We start from the raw sequence: 19,027 nt of genomic DNA on the forward strand, positions 1-19,027 counted from the left end.
ACCTTTTTCGCGATTTTATGAGTTTGGGAAATATGTAGGTAAATCAGCTTCTTATAAGACAAAAAAGCTGATTCGCCAACAAACCGTACACAGGTTATCCACAGATGCTCAGATGACCGGCGTGTCGACTACAACCGGCTCCGGCGGCAGCGAACCCATGGCCCGTTGCTGGGCTTCATTCCACGCCTGGGCACGGTCATTCAACGCGGCGATGGCGCGGGGTCCTTCACCTTCAGCGTACATCGGTTCGCCAATCACCACGGTAATGGTGCCTTCGCGTTTAGCCCAGCCGGTCTTTGGCCAGAACTTGCCGGCGTTATGCGCAATTGGCAGCACCGGCAGATGCGCGTTGACCGCCAATGCCGTACCACCGCGTGAGAATTTACCTACCGTGCCGTAGGGCACACGTGTGCCTTCGGGGAAGATCAGCACCCAAACACCATCCTTGAGCAGCTCGTCGCCCTTCTTGGCCACGTGCTTGAGCGCGGCCTTGGGGTTATCACGGTCGATGGCGATCGGACGCAGCATGGCCATGGCCCAGCCGAAGAACGGCACGTACAACAGCTCACGCTTGAGCACCTGGCTCAGCGGCGAGAAGTACGCCGACAGGAAGAACGTCTCCCAGGTGCTCTGGTGGTTCGACAGAATCACGCAAGGCTGGTCCGGGACATTTTCCGCACCCTTGACCTCGAAACGGATGTTCAGGAACACCTTGGTCAGCCACAACGCGCAGCGGCACCAATAGACGTTGATAAAGCGATAGCGCGCCTTGAATGGCAAAAAGGGCGCAATAAAAAAGCTCAGGGTGCACCAGAGAAACGAACTGGTGCCCAGCAGCAGGTAAAAGAAAAAGGTTCTGATGGCCTGCAAAATCGACATGGCGGCATTTACCGTTGCGGGACACGGCCCGCCTGCTAAAAGCGCACTCCCGAGCAATCCTTGTTCAGGAAGTCGAGGGTGGCTAGTTGTTGATAAGTTCTGCGGCAACGGCCGCCAGATCGTCAAAAATCAAGGTGCCTACCGGCAGGTTTTTCGCCTGGGTCTTTTCGCCTTTTCCGGTCTTAACCAAAACTGGCTGAGAGTCGACGGCTTTGGCCGCCTCCAGGTCACCGAGGCTGTCCCCGACGAACCATATCCCAGCTAACGGCACCTTGTAATGTTCTGCAATGGTTTTCAACATGCCCGGCTTGGGTTTGCGGCAATCGCAACCCTCATCCGGCCCGTGGGGGCAATACACCACCAACCCCACCTCACCGCCCTGCCCGGCCACCAACGTGCGCAAGCGCGCGTGCATGGCGTCCAGGGTGTCGATGTCGTAGTAACCACGGGCGATGCCGGACTGGTTGGTGGCGATGGCCACCGTCCAGCCGGCTTTGCTCAACTGCGCGATGGCCTCGATCGAGCCGGGCAGTGGAATCCACTCCTCGACCGACTTGATGTAAGCGTCGGAGTCGTAATTGATCACCCCGTCCCGATCGAGAATCAGCAGTTTCAACATGGTCAGCTCAGCGTCGAAATGTCAGCGATATTGACGAACAGACCGCGCAGGCGCGCCAGCATGGCGTAGCGGTTTTTGCGCACGCCAGCATCTTCGGCATTGATCATCACGGCTTCGAAGAACGCATCCACCGGGTCACGCAAGGTGGCCAGGCGCGCGAGCGCTTCGGCGTAGTTGCGCTCGGCGATCAGCGGTTTCACTGCCGTCTCCGCTTTGGCAATGGCCGAGTTCAGCGAGAACTCCTTGGCATCGGCAAACAGACCAGGGTCGACGTCAGCATTGCCAAGGCCTTCGGCCTTGCTCAGCAGGTTCGACACACGCTTGTTCACGGCGGCCAGGGCGTCGGCTTCCGGCAGTTTGCGGAAGGCCTGCACGGCTTGTACGCGCTGGTCGAAGTCCAGCGCCGAACCCGGTTGCAGGGCACGTACCGCGAGGTACACCGACACGTCCACGCCTTCGTCTTCGTAACGCGCACGCAGGCGGTCGAACACGAACTCCAGCACTTGCTCGGCCAGGCCGGCTTGCTTGACCTTGGCACCGAACTGGCCGACGGCAAACACCACGGCCTGGGTCAGGTCGAGGTCCAGCTTCTTGTCGATCAGGATACGCAGCACACCCAGGGCCGCACGGCGCAGGGCATAGGGGTCTTTGCTGCCGGTGGGCAACATGCCGATACCGAAGATACCCACAAGGGTATCCAGCTTGTCGGCGATGGCCACGGCTGCACCGGTCAGGGTGGTCGGCAGTTCAGCGCCGGCACCGCGTGGCATGTACTGCTCGTTCAGCGCCAAGGCAACATCGTCTGGCTCGCCGTCGTTGAGGGCGTAGTAGTAGCCGGCAACACCTTGCATCTCCGGGAACTCGCCGACCATCTCGGTCGCCAGGTCGCACTTGGACAGCAGGCCCGCACGCGCAGCCCAGGCCGAATCGCCACCAATGCGTGGCGCAATGTAGGCGGCCAGTTTGGAAACACGTACGGCTTTGTCGTAGACGCTGCCGAGTTTTTCCTGGAACACCACGTTCTGCAGGCGCAGGTTGAAGTCTTCCAGCTTCTGCTTCTTGTCTTGCTTGAAGAAGAACTCGGCGTCAGTCAGGCGCGGGCGAACGACTTTCTCGTTACCGGCGATGATCTGCTGCGGGTCCTTGCTTTCGATGTTGGCCACGGTGATGAAACGCGGCAGCAACTTGCCGTCCACGTCCAGCAGGCAGAAATACTTCTGGTTGTCCTGCATGGTGGTGATCAGCGCTTCTTGCGGCACGTCGAGGAAGCGCTCTTCGAACGAACACACCAACGGCACCGGCCATTCAACCAGCGCGGTCACTTCGTCGAGCAGGCTTGGCGGCACGATGGCAGTGCCTTCCTGCAGGCGGGCCAGCTCTTCGGTACGCTTGCTGATCAGCTCGCGACGCTCGTTGGCATCGGCCAGCACGTAAGCAGCACGCAGGTCGGCGGCGTAGTTGGCCGGCGAGGTGATGCGTACAGCTTCAGGGTGATGGAAGCGGTGACCACGGGAATCACGACCGGCTTTCTGGGCAAGGAGGGTGCAATCGATGACTTGGTCACCGAGCAGCATCACCAGCCATTGGGTCGGACGTACGAACTCTTCCTTGCGAGCGCCCCAGCGCATGCGCTTCGGGATCGGCAGGTCGTTCAACGAGTCTTCAACGATGGTCGGCAACAGGCTGGCGGTCGGCTTGCCGGTGATGACCTGGCTGAAACGCAGTTTCGGGCCGCTCTGGTCGATCTCGCTCAGCTCGACGCCACACTTCTTGGCAAAACCAAGGGCGGCTTGAGTCGGATTGCCTTCGGCATCGAAAGCGGCCTGGCGCGGTGGGCCGTCGAGGTTGATGTTGCGATCCGGCTGCTGGGTTTCCAGCGCGGTCAGCAACACGGCCAGGCGACGCGGCGCGGCGTAGACTTTTTTCGCGGCGAATTTCAGGCCAGCGCTGTGCAGGCCTTTTTCGATACCAGCCAGGAACGCATCGGCCAGGGTGTTCAGTGCCTTGGGTGGCAGCTCTTCGGTGCCCAGTTCAACCAGGAAATCTTGAGCACTCATTGTGCAGCCTCCAGCTTAGCCAACACTTCATCACGCAGGTCCGGGGTTGCCATCGGGAAGCCCAGCTTGGCGCGAGCCAGCAGGTAGGCTTGGGCGACGGAACGCGCCAGGGTGCGTACACGCAGGATGTATTGCTGGCGCGCGGTGACCGAGATGGCACGGCGGGCATCCAGCAGGTTGAAGGTATGGGAGGCCTTCAACACCATTTCGTAGCTTGGCAACGGCAGCGGCTGGTCGAGTTCGATCAGGCGCTTGGCTTCGCTTTCATAGAAGTCGAACAGTTCGAACAGCTTGTCGACGTTGGCGTGTTCGAAGTTGTAGGTGGACTGCTCCACCTCGTTCTGGTGGAACACGTCGCCGTAGGTCACTTTGCCGAACGGGCCGTCAGCCCACACCAGGTCGTAGACCGAGTCAACGCCTTGCAGGTACATGGCCAGGCGCTCGAGGCCGTAGGTGATTTCGCCGGTGACCGGGTAGCACTCGATGCCGCCCGCTTGCTGGAAGTAAGTGAACTGCGTGACTTCCATGCCGTTGAGCCAGACTTCCCAGCCCAGGCCCCAGGCGCCTAGCGTTGGCGATTCCCAGTTGTCTTCGACAAAACGGATGTCATGGACCAGTGGGTCCAGGCCAACATGCTTGAGCGAGCCCAGGTACAGTTCCTGGAAGTTGTCCGGGTTCGGCTTCAGTACCACCTGGAACTGGTAGTAGTGCTGCAGACGGTTCGGGTTTTCGCCGTAGCGGCCGTCAGTCGGGCGACGACTGGGCTGCACATAAGCGGCGTTCCAGGTTTCCGGGCCAATGGCCCGCAGGAATGTAGCGGTGTGGAAAGTGCCGGCGCCTACTTCCATATCGTAGGGCTGAAGTACCACACAACCTTGCTCGGCCCAGTATTGCTGGAGGGCGAGGATCAAGTCTTGGAAGGTACGCACGGCTGGCGTAGGCTGGCTCACGAAATTCACCTGTTACTTGGGCTGCGATTTAAAGAGCGGGAGTATACCCGATTCGGCCGCGCCACCATCCCCTGGAGCCTTATGCCACGCTGCTTTTGGTGTTCTGAAGATCCGCTGTACATGGCATATCACGATCAGGAGTGGGGAACGCCGCTGCGCGATGCGCAGGGCTTGTTCGAGTTGCTTTTGCTCGAAGGGTTCCAGGCGGGCCTTTCCTGGATCACCGTTTTACGCAAACGCGAGCATTATCGAAAGGTCTTGTTTGGTTTTGATGCTCAGCGGTTGGCGCGGTTGACCGATGCTGAGATCGAAGCGCTGATGCAGGATCCGGGCATTGTGCGCAATCGCCTGAAGCTCAACGCCACCCGCCGCAATGCCGCTGCCTGGCTGGCGCTAGAGGATCCGGTGGAGTTGCTCTGGTCCTTTGTGGGCGGCACACCCAAGGTCAATCATTTCAAGGGCCGCAGCGAAGTGCCGGCGATTACACCCGAGGCTGAAGCCATGAGCAAAGCCCTGAAGAAAGCCGGTTTCACCTTTGTCGGGCCGACCATTTGCTACGCGTTCATGCAGGCCTCGGGCATGGTCATGGACCACACTCAAGACTGCGACCGTTACGCGGACTTGGTCAACGCCGGTTAGAATGCCGGCTTTGCGCACCACACACGATCAGGAGTGACCTGTGGAAAAGTTGAAAGGCGCCTTGCTGGTAGGCGCTCTCCGGTTGTTTGCCCTGCTGCCCTGGCGCGCTGTCCAGGCCGTCGGCACGGCAATTGGCTGGATCATGTGGAAAACCCCCAACCGCTCCCGCGACACGGTGCGGATCAACCTGTCCAAATGCTTTCCGGATATGAACCCAGCCGAGCGCGAAGCGCTGGTCGGGCGCAGCCTGATGGACATCGGCAAGTCCCTGACCGAAAGCGCCTGCGCCTGGATCTGGCCGGCCCAGCGTTCCATTGATCTGGTGCGAGAAGTCGAAGGCCTGGAAGTGCTGCACGAAGCCCTGGCCTCGGGCAAAGGCGTGGTCGGCATCACCAGCCACCTGGGCAACTGGGAAGTGCTGAACCACTTCTATTGCAGCCAATGCAAACCGATCATTTTCTACCGCCCGCCCAAACTCAAGGCGGTGGACGAATTGCTGCGCAAGCAGCGCGTGCAACTGGGCAACCGCGTGGCGGCGTCGACCAAGGAAGGCATCCTCAGCGTGATCAAGGAAGTGCGCAAGGGCGGCCAGGTGGGCATCCCGGCGGATCCTGAGCCGGCGGAATCCGCAGGGATCTTCGTGCCGTTCTTTGCCACCCAGGCGCTGACCAGCAAGTTCGTGCCGAACATGCTCGCGGGCCACAAGGCCGTCGGCGTGTTCCTGCATGCGCTGCGGCTGCCGGATGGTTCGGGTTACAAAGTGATCCTGGAAGCGGCGCCGGAAGACATGTACAGCACCGACACTGCTACGTCCTGTGCGGCGATGAGCAAGGTGGTGGAGCGGTATGTTGGTGCTTATCCGAGCCAGTACATGTGGAGCATGAAGCGCTTCAAGAAACGCCCGCCGGGTGAAGCGCGGTGGTACTGACGGCTACCCGCACACTGTAGGAGCGAGCTTGCTCGCGAAGATCTCTAACGATAACGCGTACACGCATGAATGCTCGCGGTGCTTTTGAGTTCTTCGCGAGCAAGCTCGCTCCTACAGTTGTTTTTCCAACTTCTTGAGAAATACGGTCATCTCTTTTTCGGCCTGTTTGTCGCCATGGGCCTTGGCCGCTTCGATGCCCTTCTCCCACGCCAGCCGCGCAGCCGCACGATCTTCCAGCCCCAACTGTGCCTTACCCAACAACTTCCACGCCGCCGAATACTTCGGATCGAACTCGACGCACTTCTGCAGATGCTCCGCCGCCTTGGCGTTGTCCTTCAAGTCCAGGTAACCCTTGCCTAAACCAAAGCGCAGCAGGGAGTTATCCACACCCTTGGCGAGCATTTTTTCCAGGGATTCGAGCATGCAGGCGTACTCCGCGTAATCAGAAAAAGCTCAGGCCCACGTGGAACAACTTCTCCACATCGCGGATATGTTTCTTGTCCACCAGAAACAGAATCACATGGTCCCCGGTTTCGATCACCGTATCGTCGTGGGCAATGATCACCTCTTCGTCACGAATGATCGCACCAATGGTGGTGCCAGGCGGCAAGCCGATATCGCGGATGGCCTTGCCGATCACTTTGCTCGACTTCGAGTCGCCATGGGCAATCGCCTCGATAGCCTCCGCCGCACCCCGGCGCAGGGAGTGCACGCTGACGATATCGCCACGACGCACGTGGGCCAGCAAGGTGCCGATGGTCGCCAACTGCGGGCTGATGGCGATGTCGATATCGCCACCCTGGATCAGGTCCACATAAGCCGGGTTGTTGATGATGGTCATCACCTTCTTCGCGCCCAGCCGCTTGGCCAGCAACGACGACATGATGTTGGCTTCATCATCGTTGGTCAGGGCCAGGAAGATATCCGCGTCGGCGATGTTCTCTTCCATCAGCAGGTCGCGGTCCGAGGCACTGCCTTGCAGTACGACGGTGCTGTCGAGGGTGTCGGACAAATGCCGGCAACGTGCCGGGCTCATCTCGATGATCTTCACCTGATAGCGGCTTTCGATGGCTTCGGCCAAACGTTCGCCGATCTGCCCGCCGCCGGCGATGACGATGCGTTTGTAGGTCTCGTCTAGGCGGCGCATTTCGCTCATGACGGCACGAATATTCGCTTTGGCGGCGATGAAAAACACTTCGTCGTCGGCCTCGATCACGGTATCGCCCTGGGGCAGTATCGGGCGGTCGCGCCGGAAAATCGCCGCGACGCGGGTTTCCACATTGGGCATGTGCTCACGCAACTGACGCAGTTGCTGGCCCACCAGCGGGCCGCCGTAATAGGCCTTTACCGCGACCAGTTGCGCCTTGCCGCCGGCAAAGTCGATCACCTGCAAGGCGCCCGGAATTTCGATCAGGCGCTTGATGTAGTGGGTCACCACTTGTTCCGGGCTGATCAGCACGTCGACGGGAATCGCGTCGTTGTCGAACAGACCGGCGCGGGTCAGGTAGGCCGCTTCGCGTACACGGGCGATCTTGGTCGGGGTATGGAACAGGGTGTGGGCGACCTGGCAGGCGACCATGTTGGTTTCGTCGCTGTTGGTCACGGCCACCAGCATATCGGCATCGTCGGCTCCCGCCTGGCGCAGCACTGTCGGGAACGACGCGCGGCCCTGCACCGTGCGGATGTCCAGGCGGTCGCCGAGGTTGCGCAGGCGCTCGCTGTCGGTGTCGACCACAGTGATGTCGTTGGCTTCGCTGGCCAAATGTTCGGCCAGCGTACCGCCCACCTGCCCTGCTCCAAGGATGATGATTTTCATCCAGTCACTCCCATAAACCCATTCAGCCGCGCGCGGCGGCGATCTTGATCAGTTTGGCGTAGTAGAAGCCATCGTGTCCGCCTTCTTGCGCGAGCAACTGGCGACCGTGGGGCTGCTTGATGCCGGCCGTGGTGGCGAGGTCCAGCTCCCGGGCGCCGCTGGTGCGGGCGAGGAAGGCTTCGATCACCTCGGTGTTTTCCGTCGGCAAGGTGGAACAGGTGGCGTAGAGCAGGATGCCGCCGACGTCCAGGGTCGGCCACAGCGCGTCGAGCAGCTCGCCTTGCAGCACGGCCAGGGCGGCGATGTCGTCGGGTTGGCGAGTGAGCTTGATGTCCGGGTGGCGGCGGATCACGCCGGTGGCGGAACAGGGTGCATCGAGCAGGATGCGCTGGAACGGCTTGCCGTCCCACCAGGTGGCGGTGTCACGGCCGTCGGCGGCGATCAGCTCGGCGCTGAGGCCCAGACGAGCAAGGTTCTCCCGCACGCGCACCAGACGCTTGGCCTCCAGGTCGACAGCGACGACACCGGCCAGGTCTTTTTCGACTTCCAGGATGTGACAGGTCTTACCGCCTGGCGCGCAGCACGCGTCGAGCACGCGCTGGCCCGGCGCCAGGTCGAGCAGGTCGGCGGCCAGTTGAGCGGCTTCATCCTGCACGCTGATCCAGCCTTCGGCAAAGCCCGGCAGGCTGCGCACATCAATGGCGGCTTCAAGCACGATGCCGTCGACGCTGTACACACATGGCGTGGCGTTGATGCCGGCGTCGGTGAGCAATTGCAGGTAGGCGTCACGGCTGCGATGACGACGGTTGACCCGCAGGATCATCGGCGGGTGCGCATTGTTCGCTGCGCAGATGGCTTCCCATTGCTCCGGCCAGAAGGCTTTCAGGGACTTTTGCAGCCAGCGCGGGTGGGCGGTGCGCACCACCGGGTCATGTTCCAGCTCGGCCAGCAGCGCTTCGCTTTCGCGCTGGGCGCGGCGCAGCACGGCGTTGAGCAGCGCCTTGGCCCAAGGTTTTTTCAGCTTGTCGGCGCAACCGACCGTTTCGCCGATAGCAGCGTGGGCGGGCACGCGGGTGTAGAGCAGTTGATAGAGGCCCACCAGCAGCAGCGCCTCGACATCCGCATCGGCCGCCTTGAACGGCTTTTGCAGTAGTTTGGTTGCCAGTGCCGACAAACGCGGCTGCCAGCGTGCTGTGCCAAAGGCCAGGTCCTGGGTGAAACCGCGATCGCGGTCTTCGACCTTGTCCAACTGAGTCGGCAACGAACTGTTCAGCGAAGCCTTGCCTTGGAGGACGGCAGCGAGAGCCTTGGCGGCGGCCAGACGTGGGTTCATTGGGCAGCCCCGAGGAGAGTACCCACGGCAAATTTCTCACGACGGCTGTTGAACAAATCGCTGAAATTCAGCGCCTTGCCACCGGGCAATTGCAGGCGAGTCAGGCACAGTGCCTGTTCACCGCAGGCGACCAACAGGCCGTCCTTGCTGGCGCCGATGATCTCACCGGGAGCGCCTTTGCCCTCGGCCAAGGTGGCAGCCAACACTTTCAAGGCTTCGCCGTTGAGCGTGCTATGGCAGATCGGCCACGGGTTGAAGGCGCGCACCAGGCGCTCCAGCTCCACGGCCGGGCGGCTCCAGTCGATGCGCGCTTCGTCTTTGTTGAGTTTGTGGGCATAGGTGGCGAGGCTGTCGTCCTGCACTTCGCCTTCCAGGGTGCCGGCAGCCAGGCCGGCGATGGCCTGGATCACGGCGGGCGGGCCCAGTTCGGCAAGGCGGTCGTGCAGGCTGCCACCGGTGTCTTCGCCGGTGATCGGGGTGGTGACCTTGAGCAGCATCGGGCCGGTGTCCAGCCCTGCTTCCATGCGCATCACGGTCACGCCGCTTTCGCTGTCACCGGCTTCCACGGCGCGCTGGATCGGCGCCGCACCCCGCCAGCGTGGCAGCAACGAGGCATGGCTGTTGATGCAACCCAGGCGCGGAATATCCAGCACCGCTTGCGGCAGGATCAAGCCGTAGGCCACGACCACCAACAGGTCCGGCTTCAGCGCCGCCAGTTCGGCCTGGGCCTCGGCATTACGCAGGGTCGGCGGTTGCAGCACGGGAATGTTGTGCTCCAGCGCCAGTTGCTTGACCGGGCTCGGCATCAGTTTTTGCCCACGACCGGCCGGGCGATCCGGCTGGGTGTACACCGCGACGATGTCATAAGGGCTGGCAAGCAGGGCCTTGAGGTGTTCGGCGGCAAATTCAGGCGTGCCGGCAAAAACAATGCGCAGTGGCTCGGTCATGGGAGGTCTCGGTTAAAAGCAGTCACAAAAGAAAAAGGCTTGCCGCAGCAAGCCTTTGGAAGGGGGCATCAAGCTTGCTGGCGATGCTTTTTTTCCAGCTTCTTCTTGATCCGGTCGCGCTTGAGCGTGGACAGGTAATCGACAAACAGCTTGCCGTTGAGGTGGTCGCATTCGTGCTGGATGCACACTGCGAGCAGGCCTTCGGCAATCAGCTCAAATGGCTTGCCGTCGCGGTCCAGGGCCTTGATCTTCACGCGCAGCGGGCGTTCGACGTTCTCGTAGAACTCCGGCACGGAGAGGCAGCCTTCCTGGTATTCGCCCATCTCGTCGGTCAGCGGTTCGAACTCCGGGTTGATGTACACCATCGGTTCGCTGCGATCTTCCGACAGGTCCATGACCACGACGCGCTGATGCACGTTGACCTGGGTCGCGGCGAGGCCGATACCCGGGGCTTCATACATTGTTTCAAACATGTCATCGACCAACTGACGAACCTTGTCGTCCACTACGGCCACCGGTTTGGCGATCGTGCGCAGGCGCGAGTCGGGGAATTCGAGGATGTTCAAAATAGCCATAAGCGTAATTGCTGCACATGTGAGGTAGAGGCAAATCGGCGTTGGGATGGACCCAGACAGCCGGTGTGAAACCCTTAAAAGCCGCGAAGGCCAAGGCATTTCACGCGAACGCACATAATAAAGGAGATTCACCCCATGAGGAAATCGCTACTCGTCTTGCTGCTATGGGCCCCGTTTTCCATGGCCCTGCTGCCCCAGCCCGTCCAGCGGCTGGAACAACCGACGCAACAGGCTATCCAGCGCTTCCTGCTGCATAACCGCATCCTTGATACACCCCACGACCTGGACAATGCGCCGTACATCGTTGCTGCCGAGGCTGGTCGCGTGCTCGGCGCCAATGGCGAGCGGGTGTTTGCCAGGGGCGATCTGGACCCCTCCCAGCCCAACTACGGCATATTCCGGCGTGGCAAGGTCTACACCGACCCGCAGACCCGAGAGCTGTTGGGGATCAACGCCGACGACATCGGCACCGCCCGTTTTGTCACCGCAGGCGACCTCACCACCCTGGCTGTGCAGCGTGTCACCCAAGAGGTGCGTCCCGGTGACCGCCTGTTGCGTGCACAACCTCCCGCCGATCCAGCAGCCCTTGCGGTCTCGCCAACCACGCCCTTTATCAAAGGGCAGATCATCGATATCCCCAGAGGCGTGACCCAGATCGGCGTGTTGGATGCCGTAACCCTGGACAAAGGCCGTCGTGACGGCCTGGTTGAAGGCCAACTGCTCAGCGTGATCAAGGCCGGTGCCACCGTCCGCGAGACCCTCACGGGCGCTCCGACAAAACTTCCGGATGAACACGCAGGCACCCTGCTGGTGTTTCGTACGTACGAAAAACTCAGTTACGGCCTGGTCCTCAAGGCCTCACGCCCACTGGCAGTGATGGACCGTTTCGAGACTGCCCATCAAACACAATAAATAGCCTGCTAAATAAGTTACCAACAGAGTTATCCACAGCTTGTTCCGGTCAAGGATGATCAGATGTATCCGACAAACAACCATGAAATATCTCCGTCAGAACTGGAAGCGCGTCTACGCTTGCACAGGCTGCCGGAATTGGGTCCGAAGCGTTTTCGCTTGTTGATCGAAGCGTTCGGCTCTGCCTCAAAAGCCATCAGTGCGCCTGCCAGCGCCTGGCGTTCTCTGGGGCTGCCGGCCATCAGCGCTGATGCCCGGCGCAGTCATGAAATCCGCGACGGCGCGAGTGCGGCATTGGCCTGGTTGGCCTGTCCGGCCCAGCATTTGCTGATGTGGGACCAGCCGGACTACCCCGCGCTGCTTGCCCAGATCGATGACGCTCCGCCGCTGTTATTCGTCGCCGGTGACCCTGCAATCCTGGAAAAACCGCAACTGGCGATGGTGGGTAGTCGTCGTGCATCGCGCCCCGGCATGGACACGGCGGCAGCATTTTCGCGCAGTCTGGCGAGCGCCGGTTTTGTCATCACCAGTGGCCTTGCGTTAGGCATTGACGGCGCAGCCCATCAGGCGGCATTGGATGTGGGTGGCCAGACAATCGGTGTGCTCGGCACCGGGCTGGAAAATTTTTATCCACAGCGCCATCGGCGGCTGGCAGCGGCGATGATTGAGCAAGGCAGCGCCGTGGTTTCCGAATTTCCCCTGGATGCGCCGCCCCAGGCGAGTAACTTTCCCCGACGCAATCGGATCATCAGTGGCCTGTCTCTGGGTGTACTGGTGGTGGAAGCCAGCATGGCCAGCGGATCGCTGATCACAGCGAAACTGGCGGCGGAGCAAGGGCGCGAGGTGTATGCGATTCCGGGTTCCATCCATCATCCCGGCGCCAAGGGCTGTCATCAGTTGATCCGTGATGGTGCGGTGCTGGTGGAGACTATCGAACACATCCTGGAAGGTTTGCGTGGTTGGCAGGCGTTGTCACGCCCTACCCCGATGCCTGTTGTCCATCCGTTGGTGGCACTGCTGCACGCGGCGCCGCACACCAGTGAAGCCTTGGCGATTGCCAGTGGGCGCCCGCTGTCCCAGGTGCTGGCGAGCCTTACGGAGCTTGAGCTGGAAGGCCAGGTCATCTGCGAAAGCGGGCGCTGGCTTGCACGCTGCTAGGTTTTGTAAAGAAGATCGGTAAACTGCGCAGAGCTTTAGTCTGGAGAGTGAACAATGGTCAACCGGTGGCGTGTGCTGGAAACCGCACGAGAAATTCGCGCAGGCGCGGTGATTGCCTATCCAACCGAAGCGGTTTGGGGCTTGGGCTGCGATCCGTGGAACGAAGAAGCAGTAGACCGTTTGCTCGCCATCAAGAACCGTTCGGTGGACAAGGGCCTGATCCTGGTGGCGGACAACATCCGTCAGTTCGACTTTCTGTTCGAAGACTTCCCGCAGGACTGGATCGACCGCATGGCCAGTACCTGGCCAGGTCCGAATACCTGGCTGGTGCCCCATCAGGATTTGTTGCCGGAATGGGTCACGGGTGTGCACGACACCGTGGCGCTGCGGGTGACTGACCATCCGCTGGTGCGGGACTTGTGCTCGCTGGTTGGGCCTTTGATTTCAACCTCGGCCAACCCGCAGGGTCGCCCGGCGGCTCGCACGCGGATTCGCGTGGAGCAATACTTCCGTGGCCAGGTGGATCTGGTGCTGGGTGGCGCCCTGGGTGGGCGCAAGAACCCGAGCCTGATTCGTGATCTGGTGACCGGCGAAGTGGTGCGGCCTTCTTGAGACCTCGCCGGCAAGCCGGCTCCTACGGGGATTGTGTGCTTTCTGTAGGAGCCGGCTTGCCGGCGATAGCACCCTGAAGCCTTACGGCAACAGAATGGTCGACCCTGTCGTCCGCCGCCCCGACAACTCCGTCTGCGCCTTCGCCGCCTCCGCCAGCGCATACCGCTGGTTGATATCAATACGAACCTTGCCGCTCTTGATCATCGAGAACAGGTCATCCGCCATCGCCTGCAGGTTCCGCGGGTTGTTGGCGTAGGTCGCCAGGGTCGGCCGGGTGACGTACAGCGAGCCCTTGGCCGCCAGGATCCCCAGGTTCACCCCATCCACCGCGCCCGACGCATTGCCGAAACTCACCACCAGCCCTCGTGGCGCCACGCTGTCCAGCGAGGTCAGCCAGGTGTCCTTGCCGACGCCGTCGTACACCACCGGGACTTTTTTGCCGTCGGTCAATTCCAGCACGCGTTGTGCGACGTCTTCCTTGCTGTAGTCGATGGTTTCCCAGGCGCCGAGGGATTTGGCCAATGCGGCTTTTTCCGACGAGCTGACCGTACCGATCAGCTTCACGCCCAGTGCCTTGGCCCATTGGCAGGCCAGGGAGCCCACGCCACCGGCTGCGGCGTGGAACAGGATGGTTTCGCCGCCCTTCAGCTCATAGGTCTGGCGCAGCAGGTACTGCACGGTCAGGCCCTTGAGCATGGCACCCGCAGCTTGTTCGAAGCTGATGTCGTCCGGCAGGTGCACCAGGTTGGCGGCGGGCAACACATGCAGTTGGCTGTAAGCGCCCAACGGGCCACTGCCGTAGGCCACACGGTCGCCGACCTTGAATTGAGTGACTTCGCTGCCGACCGCGTCGACCACCCCAGCGCCCTCTGCGCCCAACCCCGATGGCAACGCGGGCGGCGCATACAGGCCACTGCGGAAATAGGTGTCGATGAAGTTCAGGCCAATCGCCTCATTACGCACGCGAACCTGCTGCGGGCCGGGCTCTGCCGGCGTGTAGTCCACAAACTCAAGTACTTCGGGGCCGCCATGGGCGCTGAACTGGATACGTTTGGCCATCTGCACTTCTCCTGGGTTCGAATCGCGTAGCCCCCTATCGGACTCCTAAGCTTGATCTTCGTCAACTGCGGCGCAACCGGGTGCAGTGGTATCCTGTGCGCCCATTTGCCGCCGACGCCCAATGGCCTCGCGTAGCTTTGCCCGATTCAAGGTGATGCCATGACTACCCGCACCGAGGCTGTAAAGGCCTACCTGCTTGACCTGCAAGACCGCATTTGCAGCGCCCTGGAAACCTTCGAGACGGACACTCGCTTTATCGAAGACGCCTGGACCCGGCCTGCCGGCGGCGGCGGACGCACCCGTGTGATCGAAAACGGTTCGGTGATCGAAAAAGGCGGCGTCAACTTTTCCCACGTGTTTGGCAGCGGTCTCCCACCATCCGCCAGTGCGCATCGGCCTGAGCTGGCCGGCCGTGGCTTTGAGGCCCTGGGTGTGTCGCTGGTGATCCACCCGCACAACCCACACGTACCGACTTCCCACGCCAACGTGCGCTTTTTCATCGCTGAAAAAGAAGGCGAAGAGCCGGTGTGGTGGTTCGGCGGTGGTTTCGACCTCACGCCTTACTATGGCAACGACGAAGACTGCATCCACTGGCACCGCGTGGCCGAGCAGGCCTGTGCGCCGTTCGGCCCGGACGTGTATTCGCGCTACAAAGCCTGGTGCGACACCTACTTCCGCATCAAGCATCGCAACGAACCACGCGGCATCGGCGGCCTGTTCTTCGATGATCTGAACGAATGGGACTTCGACACCTGCTTCGCCTTCATCCGCGCCATCGGCGACGCCTACATCGACGCCTACTTGCCGATCGTGCAGCGCCGCAAGGCCACCGCCTACACCGAGCTGCAGCGCGAATTCCAGGAGTTCCGTCGCGGCCGCTACGTTGAATTCAATCTGGTCTACGACCGTGGCACCCTGTTTGGCCTGCAATCGGGCGGGCGTACCGAGTCGATCCTGATGTCGCTGCCGCCGCAGGTGCGCTGGAGCTACGACTGGAAGGCCGAGGCCGGCAGCGAAGAAGCGCGTCTCACCGACTACTTCCTGCAAGACCGTGACTGGCTGGGCCTTACCGCGCCCAAGGCGGCTGTCTGATGGACCGCTATGTCGTGTTCGGCAATCCCATTGGCCACAGCAAGTCGCCGCTGATCCATCGCATGTTCGCCGAGCAGACCGGCGAGCAACTGGACTACAGCACCTTGCTGGCGCCGCTGGAGGATTTCACCAGCTATGCCCGTGAGTTTTTTCAACAAGGCCGTGGCGCCAACGTCACCGTACCGTTCAAGGAAGACGCCTACCGCTTGGCCAACACCTTGACCGAACGCGCCCAACGCGCGGGCGCGGTGAACACACTGAGCAAGCTGGGCGATGGCAGTCTGTTGGGCGACAACACCGACGGCGCTGGTCTGGTGCGCGACCTGACGGTCAACGCCGGGTTGAGCCTGCAAGGCAAACGCATCCTGTTGTTGGGCGCCGGAGGCGCGGTGCGCGGCGCATTGGAACCGTTGTTGGCCGAACAGCCCGCTTCGTTGATCATCGCCAACCGAACCGTGGAAAAGGCCGAAATGCTCGCTGAGTTGTTCGACGACCTAGGCCCGGTGTCCGCCAGTGGTTTCGATTGGTTGCGTGAGCCGGTGGACGTGATCATCAACGCCACCTCCGCCAGCCTGTCAGGCGATGTACCGCCGATTGCGGGCAGCCTGATCGAGCCAGGCAAGACGTTTTGCTACGACATGATGTACGCCAAGGAACCGACCGCGTTTTGCCGCTGGGCCACCGAACAAGGCGCAGCCGTGGCGATGGATGGCCTGGGCATGCTGGTGGAACAGGCAGCGGAAGCGTTCTTCCTGTGGCGCGGTGTGCGCCCGGATTCGGCGCCGGTGCTGGCGGAACTGCGTCGACAACTGGCGCTGTAGTCACTCCTGGAACTGGATGGGGCATTGGTCGGCTCCTTCCAGTTTGCGCAACTCCTCCAACACCTGCGGCCTGGCCTGGCGCAATGTCAGACTGCGCCCCAACCCGCGCAAACGCCGCGCTTCCTGGTGCAGCATCTCCACCCCGGAATAGTCGATAAAGTTGATCTGCTGCGCCTCGATCACCACCCGTTCGCCCTGCAGGCTTTGCAGGCGTACTTGCAGGTAGTGGCTGGCGCCGAAAAAGATCGAACCGCCCACCCGCAGCACATCCTCATCACCATCGCGCCATTGCTGAACCCGTGGCTGCGAGGTGCGCTTGAGGTAGAAAAACAGCGACGCCAGCACCCCGGCGTAAATCGCCGTTTGCAGCTCTAGCAGTAGGGTGGCGACGCAGGTCAGGCTCATCACCACGAACTCGGCGCGACTGACGCGGAATAACGCGCGAATGCCGCGACGGTCCACCAAACCCCAACTGATCAGCAAGATGCTCGCGGCCATGCTCGGGATCGGAATATGGGCGATCAATGCCGCGCCAAACAGCGCAAACAGTGCCACCCACAACGCGGAAAACACGCCCGCCAGCGGCGAACAGGCGCCCGCCTCGTAGCTGAGGCCGGAGCGTGTGAACGAACCGGCTGACAAATACCCGGAGAAAAATCCGCCAACGATGTTGGATAAACCCTGCGCCCGCACTTCCTGGTTGGCATCGAGCAATTGCTGCGAACGCGCCGACAGCGAGCGGGCAATCGACAGGCTGGTCACCAGCCCCAACATACCCACCGCCACGGCGCTCGGCAGCAGGCGCAGGATCACGTCCAGGTCCATCGGCAACGGGCTGAACGGCGGCAGTTTGCCGATAAACGAACTGACCAGCGCCACATGCCCGAACATCGCCGGCCACAGCCACGCCACCAGGCTACCCAGCGCCAAGGCGATCAACAGGGTCGGCCAGCGCGGTACGAGGTACTTGAGCAGTGCACCCACCAGCAGCGTGCCGAGTCCGAGGATGAGTGAGGCATGATCCCATTCGCCGCTGTGATGGATCAGTGCCAGCAGACTATTGATCGCCGTGGCCTGGCTCGGCAAATCCAGCCCCAGCAGATTGGGCAGTTGCCCGAGCGCAATCACCACGGCGGCACCCAGGGTGAAACCGAGCACCACTGAATGGGAGACAAAATTCACCAGCGCGCCAAAACGCAGCATGCCCAGTAGCCACTGGAAAACCCCGGCGAGGAAGGTGAGCAACAGGATCAGGGTGATGTAGTCCTGCGAGCCCGGCACGGCCAGCGGGCTGACGCTGGCGTAGAGCACAATGGAAATCGCCGCCGTGGGGCCGCAGATCAGGTGCCAGGAGGAACCCCAGAGGCAGGCGATCAGCACCGGGATGATTGCGGCGTACAGGCCGTATTCGGGTGGGAGACCGGCGATCAGCGCGTAGGCAATTGACTGTGGCAAGGCGAGAACCGCACCACTGAGGCCCACCATCGCATCCCGGCCAACACTGGCGCGGCTCTGGCGCGGGAGCCAGGCGAGGAAAGGGAAAAGTGTATGGCGGTTGGGCCGGGGCATCGGGCTGCTCGAAATACTGTAGGAGCTGGCTTGCCAGCGAAGATGGGTAACGATAACGCGGGTTGTCTGAAAAAACGCGGCGTTTTCGAGTGCTTCGCCGGCAAGCCGGCTCCTACAGGGGGTGATGTTGCATTCAGAGTTTGGCTTTTACGGCCGCCAGCGCGTCCTTGCCATCCACGGTCTTCACGCCCTCCAGCCACTTATCCAATACCGCCGGGTTGGCCTTGATCCACGCCTTGGCCGCATCGGCATTGCTGACCTTGTTGTTGGCCACCTCGGCCATGATGCTGTTCTCCATCTCCTGGGTAAAACTCAGGTTGGTCAGCAGTTTTCCGACGTTCGGGCAGGCCTGTGCGTAGTCCTTGCGGGTCAAGGTATACACGCTGCCGGTGTCACCAAAATATTTCTCGCCGCCCTTGAGGTAGTGCATTTTCAACTGCACGTTCATTGGGTGCGGGGTCCAGCCGAGGAAGGTCACGAATTTCTGCTTCTTAACGGCGCGCGACACTTCGGCGAGCATCGCCTGTTCGCTGGACTCCACCAACTTCCACTGGCCGAGTGAGAAGTCGTTTTTCTTGATGATGTCCTGCAAGGAGATATTCGCCGGCGCGCCGGAGCCGATGCCGTAGATCTTCTTGTCGAACTTGTCGGCAAATTTGTTCAGGTCGGCAAAGTCATGCACCCCGGCGTCCCACACATAGTCCGGCACGGCGAGGGTGAACTCAGTGCCGTCGAGGTTCTTCGCCAGTTGCACCACGTCGCCATTGGCCACGAACTTGTCATAGAAACCCTGCTGCGCTGGCATCCAGTTGCCCAGGAACACGTCCACCTGGCCATCCTTGAGCCCGCCAAAGGTGATTGGCACCGCCAGGGTGTCGACCTTGGGTTTGTAGCCCATGCCCGTCAGCAGAAAACCGGTGATGGCATTGGTGGCCGCGATGTCGCTCCAGCCCGGATCGGCCATCTTTACCGTTTCACAACTGGCGTCTGCATAAACATTGGCGCTTCCCAGCGCCAGGAGCCCCAGCATCACAGTTAACTTTTGCATGGCCTTCCCTCAG

General features: G+C 61.4%; 19 protein-coding genes. 7 read left to right on the forward strand and 12 right to left on the reverse strand.

All coding sequences use genetic code 11. From position 1 onward, the window contains the following. Positions 1-108 precede the first annotated feature (108 nt). From CI807_RS06485 to glyQ, 4 genes are all read right to left on the reverse strand, one after another. A complete protein-coding gene (locus CI807_RS06485; RefSeq protein ID WP_016978726.1) occupies positions 109-879 on the reverse strand; it encodes a 1-acyl-sn-glycerol-3-phosphate acyltransferase in 771 nt (256 codons plus the stop codon). A gap of 82 nt (positions 880-961) precedes the next feature. Beyond that, entirely contained in the window at positions 962-1,498 is a 537-nt protein-coding gene (gmhB, locus tag CI807_RS06490) for a D-glycero-beta-D-manno-heptose 1,7-bisphosphate 7-phosphatase (RefSeq protein WP_177409563.1), read from the reverse strand. Between the two features lie 2 nt (positions 1,499-1,500). Continuing rightward, entirely contained in the window at positions 1,501-3,555 is a 2,055-nt protein-coding gene (gene glyS, locus CI807_RS06495) for a glycine--tRNA ligase subunit beta (RefSeq protein WP_095014092.1), read from the reverse strand. After that, complete coding sequence (gene glyQ / locus CI807_RS06500) at positions 3,552-4,505, reverse strand: glycine--tRNA ligase subunit alpha (RefSeq protein ID WP_003187265.1); 954 nt, start codon at positions 4,503-4,505, stop codon at positions 3,552-3,554. Before glyQ ends, glyS begins: the two co-directional genes overlap by 4 nt. A gap of 81 nt (positions 4,506-4,586) precedes the next feature. Here glyQ and CI807_RS06505 point away from each other — a divergent pair, with 81 nt between their 5' ends. Together CI807_RS06505 and CI807_RS06510 are read left to right on the forward strand one after the other, a co-directional pair. Further along, the gene (locus tag CI807_RS06505) at positions 4,587-5,144 is read left to right on the forward strand and encodes a DNA-3-methyladenine glycosylase I (protein ID WP_095014093.1); all 558 of its coding nucleotides are present in this window, start codon (positions 4,587-4,589) and stop codon (positions 5,142-5,144) included. A 40-nt stretch (positions 5,145-5,184) separates the two neighbouring features. Then, on the forward strand, positions 5,185-6,072 hold the full coding sequence (locus tag CI807_RS06510) for a lysophospholipid acyltransferase (RefSeq protein ID WP_095014094.1): 888 nt from the start codon (positions 5,185-5,187) through the stop codon (positions 6,070-6,072). Between the two features lie 111 nt (positions 6,073-6,183). On the opposite strand, the gene CI807_RS06515 is transcribed toward CI807_RS06510, so the two are convergent. From CI807_RS06515 to def, 5 genes are all read right to left on the reverse strand, one after another. Next, positions 6,184-6,495: a lipopolysaccharide assembly protein LapB gene (locus CI807_RS06515; RefSeq protein ID WP_095014095.1), complete on the reverse strand. Its 312-nt coding sequence runs from the start codon at positions 6,493-6,495 to the stop codon at positions 6,184-6,186. A gap of 19 nt (positions 6,496-6,514) precedes the next feature. Next, complete coding sequence (gene trkA, locus CI807_RS06520) at positions 6,515-7,888, reverse strand: Trk system potassium transporter TrkA (protein WP_010207735.1); 1,374 nt, start codon at positions 7,886-7,888, stop codon at positions 6,515-6,517. A gap of 22 nt (positions 7,889-7,910) precedes the next feature. After that, entirely contained in the window at positions 7,911-9,221 is a 1,311-nt protein-coding gene (rsmB, locus tag CI807_RS06525; protein ID WP_095014096.1) for a 16S rRNA (cytosine(967)-C(5))-methyltransferase RsmB, read from the reverse strand. Then, positions 9,218-10,168, reverse strand: a complete 951-nt coding sequence (gene fmt, locus CI807_RS06530) for a methionyl-tRNA formyltransferase (protein WP_095014097.1) — start codon at positions 10,166-10,168, stop codon at positions 9,218-9,220. The genes rsmB and fmt overlap by 4 nt, the downstream gene beginning before the upstream one ends. A 68-nt stretch (positions 10,169-10,236) precedes the next feature. After that, complete coding sequence (gene def, locus CI807_RS06535) at positions 10,237-10,743, reverse strand: peptide deformylase (protein ID WP_016978734.1); 507 nt, start codon at positions 10,741-10,743, stop codon at positions 10,237-10,239. A 135-nt stretch (positions 10,744-10,878) separates the two neighbouring features. Between def and CI807_RS06540 the strand changes: the two genes are divergently transcribed. The 3 genes from CI807_RS06540 (at position 10,879) to CI807_RS06550 (ending at position 13,425) form a co-directional block, all read left to right on the forward strand. Beyond that, on the forward strand, positions 10,879-11,655 hold the full coding sequence (locus CI807_RS06540; protein WP_095014098.1) for a peptidoglycan-binding protein: 777 nt from the start codon (positions 10,879-10,881) through the stop codon (positions 11,653-11,655). Between the two features lie 63 nt (positions 11,656-11,718). Then, entirely contained in the window at positions 11,719-12,813 is a 1,095-nt protein-coding gene (gene dprA / locus CI807_RS06545) for a DNA-processing protein DprA (protein WP_095014099.1), read from the forward strand. Positions 12,814-12,867: 54 nt separating this feature from the next. Then, positions 12,868-13,425, forward strand: a complete 558-nt coding sequence (locus CI807_RS06550) for an L-threonylcarbamoyladenylate synthase (RefSeq protein ID WP_003170728.1) — start codon at positions 12,868-12,870, stop codon at positions 13,423-13,425. A gap of 81 nt (positions 13,426-13,506) precedes the next feature. On the opposite strand, the gene CI807_RS06555 is transcribed toward CI807_RS06550, so the two are convergent. After that, complete coding sequence (locus tag CI807_RS06555; protein ID WP_095014100.1) at positions 13,507-14,484, reverse strand: quinone oxidoreductase; 978 nt, start codon at positions 14,482-14,484, stop codon at positions 13,507-13,509. Between the two features lie 159 nt (positions 14,485-14,643). Between CI807_RS06555 and hemF the strand changes: the two genes are divergently transcribed. Continuing rightward, entirely contained in the window at positions 14,644-15,576 is a 933-nt protein-coding gene (gene hemF / locus CI807_RS06560) for an oxygen-dependent coproporphyrinogen oxidase (protein ID WP_095014101.1), read from the forward strand. Beyond that, entirely contained in the window at positions 15,576-16,397 is an 822-nt protein-coding gene (aroE, locus tag CI807_RS06565) for a shikimate dehydrogenase (RefSeq protein WP_095014102.1), read from the forward strand. The genes hemF and aroE overlap by 1 nt, the downstream gene beginning before the upstream one ends. On the opposite strand, the gene CI807_RS06570 is transcribed toward aroE, so the two are convergent. Next, on the reverse strand, positions 16,398-17,966 hold the full coding sequence (locus CI807_RS06570; RefSeq protein WP_095014103.1) for a SulP family inorganic anion transporter: 1,569 nt from the start codon (positions 17,964-17,966) through the stop codon (positions 16,398-16,400). It abuts the gene before it with no gap. A gap of 133 nt (positions 17,967-18,099) precedes the next feature. Beyond that, positions 18,100-19,014, reverse strand: coding sequence for a choline ABC transporter substrate-binding protein (gene choX, locus CI807_RS06575; protein WP_095014104.1), 915 nt, complete (start codon positions 19,012-19,014; stop codon positions 18,100-18,102). Positions 19,015-19,027: the final 13 nt, after the last annotated feature.

The organism is Pseudomonas sp. NS1(2017) (assembly GCF_002269425.1).
Classification (GTDB): Bacteria; Pseudomonadota; Gammaproteobacteria; order Pseudomonadales; family Pseudomonadaceae; genus Aquipseudomonas; species Aquipseudomonas reactans.